Annotated in this window: 12 protein-coding genes; 4 read left to right on the top strand and 8 right to left on the bottom strand. The window is 61.9% G+C overall.

Annotated elements, in window-relative coordinates:
* Positions 1 to 42: 42 nt before the first annotated feature.
* Positions 43 to 531 (top strand): TspO/MBR family protein, encoded by a 489-nt coding sequence (locus FHT92_RS09720; protein WP_183824281.1) that lies wholly within the window; start codon positions 43 to 45, stop codon positions 529 to 531.
* On the top strand, positions 528 to 1034 hold the full coding sequence (locus tag FHT92_RS09715; RefSeq protein WP_183824278.1) for a hypothetical protein: 507 nt from the start codon (positions 528 to 530) through the stop codon (positions 1032 to 1034). Before FHT92_RS09720 ends, FHT92_RS09715 begins: the two co-directional genes overlap by 4 nt.
* Before the next feature lie 6 nt (positions 1035 to 1040).
* Here FHT92_RS09715 and FHT92_RS09710 read toward each other — a convergent pair whose 3' ends face one another.
* From FHT92_RS09710 to FHT92_RS09695, 4 genes are all read right to left on the bottom strand, one after another.
* Complete coding sequence (locus FHT92_RS09710) at positions 1041 to 1949, bottom strand: alpha/beta fold hydrolase (protein WP_183824275.1); 909 nt, start codon at positions 1947 to 1949, stop codon at positions 1041 to 1043.
* 495 nt (positions 1950 to 2444) lie between these two features.
* Positions 2445 to 3821, bottom strand: coding sequence for an aldehyde dehydrogenase family protein (locus FHT92_RS09705; protein ID WP_183824271.1), 1377 nt, complete (start codon positions 3819 to 3821; stop codon positions 2445 to 2447).
* Positions 3822 to 3871: 50 nt separating this feature from the next.
* Complete coding sequence (locus FHT92_RS09700) at positions 3872 to 4927, bottom strand: NAD(P)-dependent alcohol dehydrogenase (RefSeq protein ID WP_183739452.1); 1056 nt, start codon at positions 4925 to 4927, stop codon at positions 3872 to 3874.
* 12 nt (positions 4928 to 4939) lie between these two features.
* The gene (locus tag FHT92_RS09695) at positions 4940 to 5371 is read right to left on the bottom strand and encodes a heme-binding protein (RefSeq protein ID WP_183826190.1); all 432 of its coding nucleotides are present in this window, start codon (positions 5369 to 5371) and stop codon (positions 4940 to 4942) included.
* A 313-nt stretch (positions 5372 to 5684) separates the two neighbouring features.
* Here FHT92_RS09695 and FHT92_RS09690 point away from each other — a divergent pair, with 313 nt between their 5' ends.
* The gene (locus FHT92_RS09690) at positions 5685 to 8537 is read left to right on the top strand and encodes an ATP-binding protein (protein ID WP_246735200.1); all 2853 of its coding nucleotides are present in this window, start codon (positions 5685 to 5687) and stop codon (positions 8535 to 8537) included.
* 21 nt (positions 8538 to 8558) lie between these two features.
* Here the strand turns inward: FHT92_RS09690 and FHT92_RS09685 are convergent, their stop codons facing one another.
* A complete protein-coding gene (locus tag FHT92_RS09685) occupies positions 8559 to 9890 on the bottom strand; it encodes an MFS transporter (protein ID WP_183824268.1) in 1332 nt (443 codons plus the stop codon).
* Between the two features lie 164 nt (positions 9891 to 10054).
* On the bottom strand, positions 10055 to 10423 hold the full coding sequence (locus tag FHT92_RS09680; protein ID WP_183739446.1) for an oxidoreductase: 369 nt from the start codon (positions 10421 to 10423) through the stop codon (positions 10055 to 10057).
* A 382-nt stretch (positions 10424 to 10805) separates the two neighbouring features.
* Between FHT92_RS09680 and FHT92_RS09675 the strand changes: the two genes are divergently transcribed.
* Positions 10806 to 11354, top strand: coding sequence for an isochorismatase family protein (locus FHT92_RS09675; protein ID WP_183739443.1), 549 nt, complete (start codon positions 10806 to 10808; stop codon positions 11352 to 11354).
* A gap of 101 nt (positions 11355 to 11455) precedes the next feature.
* Here FHT92_RS09675 and FHT92_RS09670 read toward each other — a convergent pair whose 3' ends face one another.
* Entirely contained in the window at positions 11456 to 12256 is an 801-nt protein-coding gene (locus FHT92_RS09670) for a phosphodiester glycosidase family protein (RefSeq protein ID WP_183824265.1), read from the bottom strand.
* Positions 12257 to 12547: 291 nt separating this feature from the next.
* Positions 12548 to 12910: a hypothetical protein gene (locus FHT92_RS09665; RefSeq protein WP_183739437.1), complete on the bottom strand. Its 363-nt coding sequence runs from the start codon at positions 12908 to 12910 to the stop codon at positions 12548 to 12550.
* Positions 12911 to 13069 lie beyond the last annotated feature (159 nt).

The following is a 13069-nucleotide window of genomic DNA, read 5'->3' as shown; positions in this document are numbered from 1 at the left end:
GGACCGCCTGGCTTCGCCGGCGGTTCCCTCCATCTTGCGCCTATGGACATCCATTCCCTTCTCGTGTTCGCCGCTTTCGAGGCCGCAAGCTTTGCTGCGGCGGCGACCGGCGTGATCTTCAGGCCGGGCGACTGGTACAAGCAGCTGGACAAGCCGGGATGGCGCCCGCCCGATTGGCTGTTCGCGCCGGTCTGGACGGTTCTCTATGCGTCGATCGGGCTGTCGGGCTGGCTGGTATGGCGAGAGGCCGGCATTGCCGCACTGCCTCTCGGCGTCTATGCAGCCCAGCTTCTGCTCAATGCTGCGTGGTCGCCGATCTTTTTCGGCCTTCACCGACCCGGGCTGGCCGTGGTGGAAATCATGATGCTTTGGGCTGCGATCCTGGCGACGATTATAGTGTTCCACCCCATGAATGCGGCGGCGGCCCTGCTGCTCGTTCCCTACCTTGCATGGGTGAGTTTCGCCGCGGCGCTCAATCTGTCCATCTGGCGGCGCAACCGTTCCAGAACCCTGTGGCAGGGCGCCCGATGAAACCCCGGTGGATCGTCGTCAACGACCGGATGCAGCAAGGCTACCGCTATGCTCTCGTCGCGCCGATCGGCCGTGACTTTCATCCCGATTTCCAGCCGGACCTGACGCCCGCCGAGATGCTTGCGCTCGGCGTATTCGGCGGCAAGTACATGACCGATTGCCGCGACGAATTCCCAGACAGCTGGTTTGCGCAGGCGCGGCTGTCGCTGCGAAAAGATCCGTCGATCAACTGCTTCGGTGTCGACGCCAGCCAGCCGCTCAGCGTCTGGCGAGCCAAGGGATGGATCCATCCCGACGATCCGCGTGGCTGGTTCCAGTGGTACTGCCGCTACTACCATGGCCGCCGCATGCAAGGCGAGGACGAGCGGCAGATCGCCCGCTGGAAAGCAATTCGCCGCCATGTCGCTCAGCTTCGCCGAGCCTGCGAGCCTGGGGACTGCTGGTGCCGGCCGCGTCAACGCCAGGCCCTGCTGCATTGGGCTTATGACAGCCGTTCGATTTAACGCGCCTCACGCGCTCGTGGAGACCTCATGGAGGTCGAGGATCGCCTCGGCGAAAGCCTCGGGAGCCTCGAAGGGAAAGGCGTGGCCGCAGGTAAAGGCCCGGTGTTGGTGAGGCCCGGCGAACATGACCGAATGATCGGCGGTGCCGCCCGGTTTGAGCGGGTCCTGCGTGCCGTCGAGGGTGATTGCGGGAACGGCGATCTGCGGCCTCGTTGCCAGGATATCTTCCAGATCCTGAAGCTCGGGATCGCCACTCTCCGTGCCGAAGGCAAAGCGGTAGGAATGGAGGACGACGTCGACGAAATCGGGATTTTCGAAGGAGGCGGCCGACCGGTCGAAGGTGATGTCGTCAAACGTCCATTGCGGCGACCATTGCTCCCACAGTATCCGGCAAAGCGCGCGGCGATTGTCTTCAAGGCATTCGCGGCCGCGTTCGCTCTGGAAGAGGTGCTGATACCACATCGTGCATTCCAGCGAAGGGGCAAAGGCGTGGCGCTGCCTGCGGAGGTCGATGACATCATAGCCGGCATAGGAGACCAGTCCCTCGACCCGCTGCGGCCACAATGCCGCGGCAACGCAGGATGCCAGGCCGCCCCAGTCGAACCCTGCAAGGAGGGCGCGCTGCAGGCCCAATGCGTCGAGCAGGCAAATCAGGTCTTTGCCCAGCGCCGCCTGCTGACCGCTGCGCATGGTTTTTGCCGATAGAAAGCGCGTGGGGCCATATCCGCGCAGGTAGGGCACGATCACCCTTGCCCCGCGTGCCGCCAGGATCGGTGCGACCTGCGCATAGGCATTCACGTCATAGGGAAAGCCGTGCGAAAGGACGGCCGGCCAACCCTCTGCGGGACCCACCTCGATATAGGCGATCTCCAGAACGCCCGCGCGGATTGTCTTCAGAGATTGAGTAAAGACCATTCAAGCCTCATGCGTGGAGGTTCCATCGGCGGGTTGCAGCCCCTGAAGGTTGCCTGTGCTCCCTCAACCCGGTTATCTGCTGCGCTAGAAGCAGCACGTGTGAACGTGCAACTCCCGGATTTGTTTCACATGATGCTGAAGTTTCCCGGCCGGCTCGCAGCAGACGCTCACGCTTCTTGACGGATCAGGCTGCGCTCTGCGTTGACACTGCCATCATGCCATGGATTCCTTGTTTCGAGCTGCCGCCAGAAAGTGACCGTGATGACCAGACTTCGGACGTTTGCGATAGCTGGGTTGATTGTCGGCTTCGCCACATTGACCTTATCCTGCACGACGCATCAAAGAACCAATAGCGCCGATTTCCAGTATCAGCCTTGGAATTCGAGAAATCCGGCATGCAGCCAGGGCTTCAGACCGACCAACGCACTCTCCTGCAGGTATTGAGCGGCCGACCGGAAGCGCGCGACGAGCAATGAACGCGCCAATACGTCCCGATCACCGTTTGAAGACGATCATTTTCTCCGCCGTCATCTCGCGGGCGGTATAAGGGATGCCGCCGACCCCGTAGCCGGATGTCTTTCGCCCGGCGAAAGGCATCCAATCGGTGCGGAAGGCGCTGTGGTCGTTGATCATGACGGCCGAGGCGTCGAGACGTTCGGCTGCGTCGAGTGCGACGGCGAGATCGCGGGTGAAGATACTGCTCTGAAATGCGACCGGCAGCGAATTTGCCTCGCGGATGGCATCGTCGAGATCGGCAAAACCGAAAATGCAGGTGACCGGGCCGAAGACCTCCTCGCGCGAGACCTTCGCTGTGCCGGGCGGATCGACGAGGATAGCAGGCGCCAGCGTCGTGTCGCTCAGCCGTCCGCCTCCGATCAGGCGGGCGCCCCCAGACGCGGCTTCCTCGACCCACGTGGCGACCCGTTCGGCTTCAGCCGGTTGGATGAGGGGACCGACCTCGGTCTCGGCAAGGCGAGGGTCACCGACGCGCAGGCGCCCGACGCGCTCGGCGAACCGTTCGACGAAGGTATCCTTCAGCGCTTCATGCACGTAGATCCGCTGGACCGAGACGCAGACCTGACCCGCATGATAGTAGTCGCCCTTCGCCAGCGGCTCGATGATCGCGTCGATCTCGGCGGTGCGGTCGACGATCACCGGCGCCACGCCGCCATGCTCGAGCGCGCAGCGTGTTCCCGGCGCCAGATTGGCGCGCAGACGCCAACCGACCGCGGCCGAGCCGATGAAGCTCAGGAAGGCCACGCGCGGATCGCTCGCAAAGGCGCCGGAGAGATCGCGGCTCTCGGGCAGCAGGCTCTGAACCCAGCCCTCCGGCATTCCGGCTTCCTGGACGAGCTTTACGAGTTCCAGGCAGGAAAGCGGCGTCGCCGCCGCAGGCTTGACGATAACAGGGCAGCCCGTGGCGATCGCCGGCGCGACCTGATGCACGATGAGGTTCAGGGGATGGTTGAACGCCGAGATCGCAGCGACCACGCCGATGGGCTCCAGGATCGTCCAGGCGCGCCGTCCCTCGCTGGCCGGGGTCAGCCCCATCGGGATTTCGGTACCGCCGCGGATGCGAAGCAGGTCGGCGGCGTTGCGTATCCCGTCGGTGGCGCGGTCGGTCTCAACCAGCGCATCGGTATAGGGCTTTCCCCCTTCACGTGCGATGCGCATCGCGAAGACCTCGCGCTGCCGAGCAACGAGATCCGCAAGCCGATGCAGCACGGCTATTCGCTGGTGCGGCTTCAGCCAGCCGCCCCGGTCTTCAAACCGTTTGCGGGCAACGGTGAGCTTGCTTTCGAGCGCAGCCGCATCGTCGGTCGGCAAGTCAGCGATATGTTCGCGATCATAGGCTTGCACCACCTCAAGCATGGGTAATCCTCCGTACAGTGCTATTCTCCAAGCGCGACGTGTTCGATGCGTCAGAAGGTGACGACTGCCCGCCCGATGACTTTATTGTCCCGCAAGAGGTCGATGTACTCGTTGATATCGTTGAACGAGATCGTCTTGATCGTGTGCTGGATCTTGCCTTCCGCCGCGAGCGCCATGACTTCGATGAGATCGGCGTTGTTTCCCCAGAAAGAGCCGTGAAAAGTCTGCTCGCCGTGGACGCGTGGAAACAGCGGAACGTTGATCCGGTCGCCGATGAAGCCGACATCGGCATAGTGCCCGCCGATCGCGAGACGCGAGAAGGCGAGCTGCATCATCTCGGTCGCACCGGCGCAGTCGATGATCGCGTCAAACTTGTCCTGGCCGGTCGCCTTTTTAAGCTCCTTTCCGACCTCCTCGGAGGATTTGCCTTCGATCGCGATGATGTGGTCGGCGCCATATTTCTTCGCGACCTGGAGTTTCTCCTCGTTTCTGGCGACGGCGACGACGGGACCGCCTGCGCCTAGCAGCTTGGCATATTGGACGGCGTAGGCGCCAAGGCCGCCGATGCCGAAGACGCCGATCACCCGGTCCGGGCCGAGCCCGCCGGCATCGCGGATCTTCTTGAGCCCGCGATAGGGGGTCAGACCGGCGTCGGTGAGCGGTGCAAGCTGCTCGAATTTGAGATGCTTGGCGACTTTGATCGCATAGCGGGCCGGCACCGGAATATATTCGGCAAAGCCGCCGTAAGTACCAAAGCCCGGCCAGCGGACATTGGGGCAGATATGCGTGTTGCCGACCTGGCAATGCTTGCAAACGCCATCACCCCAGCCGGGCGACACCACAACATGGTCGCCTTCCTGCAATCCTGCAGCCTTGGCCACGACACCGCCGATCTTCTCGACCGTGCCCGTTATCTCATGACCGGGAATGACGGGCGGCGGAATATCGCCGTAGCCCTGGAAGAAGCCGTCGATCAGCAGCACGTCCGAGCGGCACATGCCGCAGGCGGCGACTTTCACGAGAACCTCGTCGGGCTGAATGTCCGGAACCTTGATGTCCTCGAGGACGAGGGGCTTCTTGTATTCAAGAATGCGCGCAGCTCTCATCACTGGCCTCCTTCAGGCTTTTGGATTTGTTGCCATCACGGCGGCCGCCGCCTCGGCGACCGCAATGTCCTGTTCGACCGAACCGGCGCTGGTGCCGACGGCGCCGACGATCTGGTCGTCGATAGTGACGGGCAGACCGCCGCCAAAAATCACCACATGGCCGGCATTGCTCTGCTCAATCCCGAACAGCGGCGCTCCGGGCTGTGCCAGTTCAGCGAGATATTCGGTCGTCTTGTTGAACATCCGTGCGGTCTTCGCCTTGCCGATGGCGAGATCGATGCTTCCTTCGAGCGCGCCGTCCTGACGCGCGAACGCGATCAACGCGCCGCCGACGTCGACCACAGCGATGTTGTAGGGAATGCCGAGATCGGCCGCCTTTGCTTCTGCCGCGTCAATCATCCGCCTGGCGTCCGACAATGTCAGTGTGCTTAGTGCGCGGGGCATAGCGGCCTCCTCGATCACTCCGGGGATCACTCCGGGTTCGGGGCGCGAGCAGCCATGGCCAGTAGCGACCACCCGAAGCTCGAACCTCTTGAATAAGGCAAACCTGCGCGAGCGCTTGGGATCTCTATCACCCGGTCAGCCCGCTACCTTGATATCACCGCGGCACCGGCATAGCTGGTTAAAAGAGGTAAATCTGCTGGTATAAGGCTATCGGGACGGGACCAACCCTGAAATGCATTCGATGGCCGCCGCCGTCCGGACGCGCATCCGCGAGGCACAGCGCTCTTAAAGTGCAGCCGCGAAAGGAGGGGAAATGGAACAGGCCGATATGATCGATGCCACGACATATTGCTTCGGCAACTGGCGTTTCACGCCCGCTCGCCAATCGCTGCTCTGCGACGATATTCCGATACGTCTCGGATCGCGCGCGATGGATCTGCTTCATGCGCTCGTGCGCCAGCCTGGGCAGGTCGTCAACAAGAGCGAACTTCTTAAAGCGGCGTGGCCCAACCTGTTCGTCGACGAAAGCAATCTCAAGGTCAACATCGCCGCCCTGCGCCGTGCGCTGCAGACAAACGGCATCGACATTCCCTGCATAGCGACAGTCCCGGGTCGCGGATATCGCTTCGTTGCATCACTGACGGTCGTGAGGCCGAGGGAGGCCGCCTTTCCCGCGTCGATCAGGGAGATTGACGGGGCGCTGCCGCCGTCAAAGCCGCTGGTCGGGCGCGCCGATGCGTTGGCGGCGATTGTCGAGGCGTTGCAGCAGACCCGATTGCTCACGGTGGTCGGACCTGCCGGCGTCGGCAAGACAAGCATAGCCGTCGCAGCCGCAAGAGCGATCGCCAACGACGAGGGCCAGGCCGTGTGCTTCGTTGATCTGGCGGCGATCGAGAAAGGACAATTCGTCGCCCTGGCCGTCAGTCGTGCGCTCGGCATCGTAAGCAACCCGGTCGATGACGTGGAAGGTCTCGTCGACGCGCTGCGCGGCCGCAACCAGCTTCTCGTTCTCGACAATTGCGAGCACGTCCTGGCGGCCGTCGCCGGCATGGCAGATCAACTGAACCATGCCTTGCACGGATTGAATATCATCGCGACAAGCCGCGAGCCGTTGAGATGCAGGTTCGAGACTGTCCATCGGCTTGCGCCGCTTCAGTATCCGCCCGCAGATGCGATTCTCGATACCGGGTCGGCAATGGCCTTTTCGGCGATCGAGTTGCTGGTCCGGCGCGCGGAGGCGCATGGCTATCGATTGGAGGATGCGGATGTCCCTTCGATCACGAGTTTGAGCCGGCGTCTCGACGGCATTGCGCTGGCAATCGAACTGGCGGCCCCGCAACTTCCGGCCAACGGCCCTGCGGGGCTGCTGCAAATGCTCGAACGTGACTTCGACGCACTGTCGTCGCGCGGAGACGGCATGGACCGTCACAAGACGCTGACGGCGACGCTGAACTGGAGTTATCGGCTGCTTTCAGAAAATGAGGCCTGGCTTCTGCGTCACCTTTCCGTTTTCGGCGGCACCTTTGCGCTTGGCGACGTCATCGACGCCTTCGGGCACCTGGCGCATGAGGAAGACCTTGCCGCGTGGCTGGAAGCCGTCGCGACCAAGTCCATGATGTCGGTCAACTACACGGGGAGGCGTCGCCGGTACCGGCTGCTCGACAGTACCCGAACCTTCGCCAACAAACGGCTCGTAGGGCAGGGCGAGCAGCAGGCGGCCATGATCGCGTATGGCCGCTTCATTCTTGCGCTGTTCGAAAGGGCAGAAGAGGAATGGACGTGGCGGCCGCGTGAAGACTGGGTGGCGCTCTACGGCGGCTGGAGCGCGGATCTCCGCCGCATGATCGATTGGGCCTATGGTTCGGATGGGCAGGCCGAGCTCGGGGTACGGCTGACGGTTGCTGCTTTGCCGTTCTGGGTCGAATTCTCGACGATGGCAGAAAGCGGATCACGCGTCGAAAAGGCGCTGTCGGCGCTGGACACCCTATCTGGCGATCATCTCGTGCTCCGCATGAAGCTGGTGGCGGCCCACGGCTGGAATCTCTGTTATCGCTACCCTTTCGGCGACGAACTCGAAGCGACCTGGAAGAAGGGGTTCGAGCTCGCTTTGGAGGCCGGAAGCGTGGAACACTGTCTTCGAACGAAGATCGGCCTCGCAAATGTTCAATCCGCCATGGGCTTTCACCAAAGAGCGCTTGAGACGATTGCAGACCTTCGCCGCTTCATGGCGTCCGTGGACGATTATTCTGCCGCCCCTAATGCCGATCGGCAGTTCTATACCTGCGAGGTCTATCAGGGGAGGATTGAATCCGGGCACGCGGGTCTCGAGCGTCTTGCCCGCGAGCATGCAGTTTTCGGCAATCGCGGCCAGACATCGAGGTTTCAGATCGACAGGTTCGTCAATTTCCGGAACCATCTTTCGCTGGCGGCCTGGGTGGTCGGCCGCCATCAGCATGCGCTCGATATTGCGGAGGAAGCACTGAACGCCGCGCTGGCCCTGGATCACGACCTGTCTTGCGCGCACTCGCTGGCACTCGCTGCGACGCCGGTCGCCCTGTTATGCGGACGGGTTGATTTGGCGCAGGAGCGGGCGACGATGCTGGTGGAGCGCCTGAAGTCGCGCCAGATCGATACCTGGCCGCCGTTCGCCCGCTTTCACCAAGCAGCGATCGATGCCGCGCGCGGAGACGCGGAGGCGGTCCAACGGATGAAAAACGCAATCGGCGTCATTCGTGAGTGCAATTTTCTCGTTCATTTGCCGCTTCGGTATGTGATGCTCGCTCATGCGGCACTTTCGCACGATCAGGTCGCGGTTGCTCGAGAGAGCGTCGAGGAGGGCGTCGACTATTGCAGGCAGCGAGGAGACCGATGGTGCGACGCCGAATTCCTGCATCTTCGCGGGTTGATATTTTGGCGGGACGGCGATGTGGAGGAAGCGGCGCGGCATTTTCAGGAAGCGATGGACATTGGTCGGAAGAGTGGCGCCCTCGGTTTTGCACTGCACGCTGCAACAAGCCGCGTCAGGCTCGCAAGGCAGATCGGCTCTCCTGTTGCGCTGCCGCTGGCCGAGCTGAAGGCAATCAGCGATCGTTGCGACAGCTGCGGCAGTCTGGATATTGTCGCCGCTCATGAAGCGTTGAGATCAGGTCATGCCCGGATAGGGTGACAATCCAGACAATGCAGATGTTCAGCCTTCTGCCGCGGACGCGACCGATACCGTCGACGCCGATCGGGCGATCAAGGCCAGAGCCGACGCCACGGAAATAACCCCGACGACCACGATTGCGAATTGCAGTGCGTTGTCGGCTCCCAGCATTCGTCCGGCGATGACCGGCACGAGAGTTGGCCCCGCCGCTATTCCGACGATCGCCGAAATCGTGATCGAAAGCGCGACCGTGGTTGCCCGCATATTGCCGGGGACCCGCTCCTGCATGGTAATGCGGCCGACAACGGAACCGCTCACCGACCCCGCGACCCAAAAGGAAAATGCAATGCCGATCTGAAGACTTGAAGAACAGAGGCCAATCGAGATGGCGCCGCACAGAGCAACCAGATAACTCCCCGCGATAAGCTTTGCACGTGTCGAGATACTGCAGCGCGGAGCGCTCCAGTCGGACAGCATCCCGCCGCCGATCGAACCGATGATGCCGGCCAGCGCGGTCGCAATCCCGATAGTGGCGCCGGCCGCGATCGGCGTCGCAGCGTAATGCCGCAGGAGGAGGGTGGGGAGCCATGCCGCCATGCCGAAGTCGGCCAGGCTCATCACCCCCTTTGCCAAGCAGAGCCGCAGGACAAGGCCGCGCTCTGCCGACAGATTGCGCAACAAAAGTTGCAGAGGAGGCGGGGGAAGCCTGTTGCCGTGGGCCGGTTCTGGAATGAACAACAGCAGCGCGACGAAGAAGAAGCCGGGGATACCCATAATGATCATCAGCTGTCGCCAGGGCGCCAGCGAAGCGATGATCGGCAAGTCGGCGGCGGTGTCCGTCCCAAGATAAGTCAGCACCGCGCCACCAACGATCAATGCAATGCCGCTCCCGCTTGTCGAGCCAAGCGAGAATATTCCAAGAGCGGTACCGCGGCGCGCTGCCGAAAAGCTGTCGATGAGCAGCGAGGACGCTGCTGGTATGAGGGCCGCTTCCCCAAATCCCAGGGCGACCCGTGCGGCGAAAAAGCTCCAGAAGCCGGTCGCAAGTCCGCATGCTATCGTGGCGAGGGACCACACAACCACGCCTGCGGCGATCAACCTCGGTCGGTTCACCCTGTCCGCCAGCCGGCCGGCCGGGAGGGCGGCCAGCGCAAATATAAGCGCAAAACCAGCGCCCTGAAGCAAACTGATTTCCAGATCGCTAAGCCCCAGCTCGGCGCGAATGGGGTCTACGACGAGGTTGATCACGAAGCGATCAATGAACGACAGTATCAGGGTCAGGCATAAAACGGCGACCGTGTAGCTTCCGCGCGAAGGATGGGATTCTCCTCGGTTTGATACCGATCGGTCGAGATCGTTGAGCCCGTCCCCCATCACCTCATCCGCCCCTCGTTCCAACAATGGTTGCCGCGTAGTCAACTTACCAAAACTGCGGCCACGGATAAAATCCTCCGCTCGGGACCCCAACATGCCGCGCCACGATCCGGCCCCCAGCAGACGCTCATCCGCTGCGGGCCGGGCGGTTGCTGTCTCAGGGGTCAGCAGGCGTTTGCCGCATCCGGCTGGATCGCGTTTATCGAAGGTGTCGGCGCCGGGTTGCCTGTGCCGCTGTTGGTCGTGCGCTGGCAGTCGTTCGGGTCGCCGCCGGAGGCGCCCGGGGTTTTGGTGCCGCTGGACGGATTGCCGGCGTTGTTGGTGGAGCCGGTCGTATTGGTGTCCGTCCCGGAGCCATTGGTGCCGCTGCCGTTCATGTTGCTGCCGGTGCCGTTGCTGTTGCCATTGGTGGTGCCCGTACCGGAAGTACCGCTGCCGGAAGTACCGCTGCCGGATGTGCCGGAGGACTGTGCCATGGCCGAGGTCGCCAGTGTCAGCGCAAGCGCCGAAGTCGCGAGAATTTTCAAAAGCATTGGTTTCGCCTTTCTGTCAGATGTTGGTAACAGAGGCTTCAACTTGAAGGCGTTGCCGATGTTCCGCTTTTTTTGCGGTCTGGCGCAAAATCTACGCTGCCGTACAAAAGAAGAGCGATGTCGATGCTCCTTGCGGCAGTTTTTAACCGACAAGCTCGTTTCTCCGCTCGGCTCAATGGCTGGGATATGGCGGTATTTGCGGTGCAACCTATGCAATCTCTCAGTTACTCAACCTATGGTTTCTGCGGTCGCCTCCGCTCCGATCACGACTGCATTATCGCAGGCCCCTCATGAGATTTCGGGAGCGACTTGCCCTGCTGCAGGTGGTAAAGTTCAGGGCACATTGTGCGAATATCGACACAAGCCCGAAGGGAACTCAACCATGACGAGTGCGCTCCTCATCATCGACATGCAGATGGTCATGCAGGCGCGGCTCGATGCCGGGCGCGAGCGTGTGAACGGCGAGGCGGGAGAGAAGATCGCGGCCCTTGCCGCTGCCTTTCGCGCCGACCGCAGGCCGGTCATCCATATCCGCCATCGCGAGGCTGACGAGAGCTCGGCGTTCAATGAAAGTGCGCCCGGATACCAGCCGATGCCCTGCGCCGTGGCGCGGGAGAACGAACCGGTCTTCATCAAGTCCACTTCCTCGGCCTTTGCCTCAACCGAGCTCGAAGGCTATCTGAACGAGGTCGGGATCACGCATCTTTTCGTGACCGGCGCAGTCGCCGGCTTCTGCGTCAATACCACCGTGCGGGCCGGCTCGGACCTCGGCTTCAAGATGAGCGTCGTCAGCGACGCCGTGCTCGGCTTCGACCTGCCGGATGCCAACCTTTCGGCCCGAGAAATCTTCGACGTGACGATGGCGCATCTGGAATCCGATTTCGCCGAGATCGTCGAGACACGGCAGCTGGTCGCCCCCAGGGCGGCCTGAAGCAGTTCCTGACGTAAAGCCGCTGCACATTTTCCTGAAATCGCGTTTGTTTCCACGCAATTCCGGACGCAAAACCGCTTCGCACTTTTGCTGAAATTGCTTTAATCCCGCTCCTCCACCAGCCCGAAGATAGGGCCGTAGCCGCCGTGCCAGGATGTGTCGTTGCGGCGGCGTGCGGGATTGTAGAGCCCGGTGCCGTTTCCGCCGTCGAGGAAGAGCGCGTCGGCGCATTTCAGCTCGTCGCGAAAGAACCTTGCGAAATCGTGGAAGTTCACGCCATCCTCGCTGATGACGAAGCGCAGCGTGCCGTCCGAGGAGATGCCGATGCCGTTGCGGCGCGTGCGGTCGGTCGAGCCCTCTATGAAGATCGGGTTGATCGTGCTCGCGATGACCAGCATCGGGCCGGATTGGGTGGCGAGGCGCGGTTTCGGGCTCTGCTTCATGAATTCCCCGGTCGGGATGATGTGAGCGCCGGCCTCGTCGAGATAGAAGATGCCGTTCGGCTGCTTGAAGAAGTTCGGCACCGGCCCCGAGACCTTGGGCGGCGCCTCCCTGTTTACCTCTATCAGCTTCTCGCCATCCTCGACATAAAGCCCCATCGGCGTGAAATCCTCGCGATACATGCCGGCATTCATCGCAAACAGAAGGCGATGTCCCTGACCGGTGACGGCCTCGGCGACCTCAGAAAAATTGCGATAGGGCTTGCCCCCGGTGTCCTTCCAGAACAGGCGCAGATCCGCCTTTGCCGGATCGACGGGGCAGACGATATAGGCAGTGCCTTCGAAGCTCTGGCTCTTACAGGGATCTGCAGGCGGTTGCGTGCTATCTGTGTCGGACGCCTCGGCCCTTGCGGCAAGCGCGCCGGCAAGAAGCAAGGCGAAGGTGAATAGGGTGCGAAGCATGGCATCTCCTGACTCGTAACCCACGGCTCGACGCTGATGACCGGGAAAGAAGGCGAGAGCGAGGAATAGTGGTTCACGCTACGTAAACCACTTAAATCTTTCCACTTTTCTTAAAAAATCTTCGCAATCCCGCCAGATATCACCCGATTGGGGGTAGCGATTGTCCGGCTGACGGATAGAGTGAGGACGGCCTTGTGGAGCTGGGCCAACTTGACGCAACTTTGAGGCCGTCTCCCGAGACGAGCCTCTTTTTTTATGCGCTATCCCGACCGTTGCGTCTGTGCCCGGAAACTATCGGCCGTGATCGCCCAAGAGATCGAACTCGTCGAGCAGGCCGACTACCTTTTCGCCGTCGAACGTCTCGGCGCCGATAATGCTTTGGCCGTCGTATTTCTCGGCCTGCAGGATGATGACGTATTTGTCTTCCTGCCGGAAATAGCCGTATTGCGGGATCTTGATGTCGAGCGGCTTTCCGTCCTGCCCGGTGGCGAAGATCGCGGTTCCGTTATCGACATCCTCGGGTGCAGCACCCCGGCCGGTCAGGAAGCCCGAGCTGGGGAGCGCCGGCCATCTGGCGGCGCCGCTGAAAAGCAAGGCGGCGCTGAGCGCGATGGCGAGCGCCCGGAAGGTCTTCAACTCAGTTGCCTTTGCCATGGTCCACTCCTGCCGTACGAACAAGGGCGAGGGGTGCCTCATACTATGAATTCTCCCTGCAGCCGGAAGTTCCCAAAAACCGTCAACAGAGGCCAAGGGCAAGACAGGAGAACGTCACTGCACAGTTTTATTCGCGATGGCGCATATAGGGAGAAGCGG

The sequence above is a fragment of the Rhizobium sp. BK377 genome (genome assembly GCF_014193935.1).
Taxonomy (GTDB): domain Bacteria; phylum Pseudomonadota; class Alphaproteobacteria; order Rhizobiales; family Rhizobiaceae; genus Rhizobium.
This window is presented reverse-complemented; position numbering and strand designations above follow the sequence as displayed.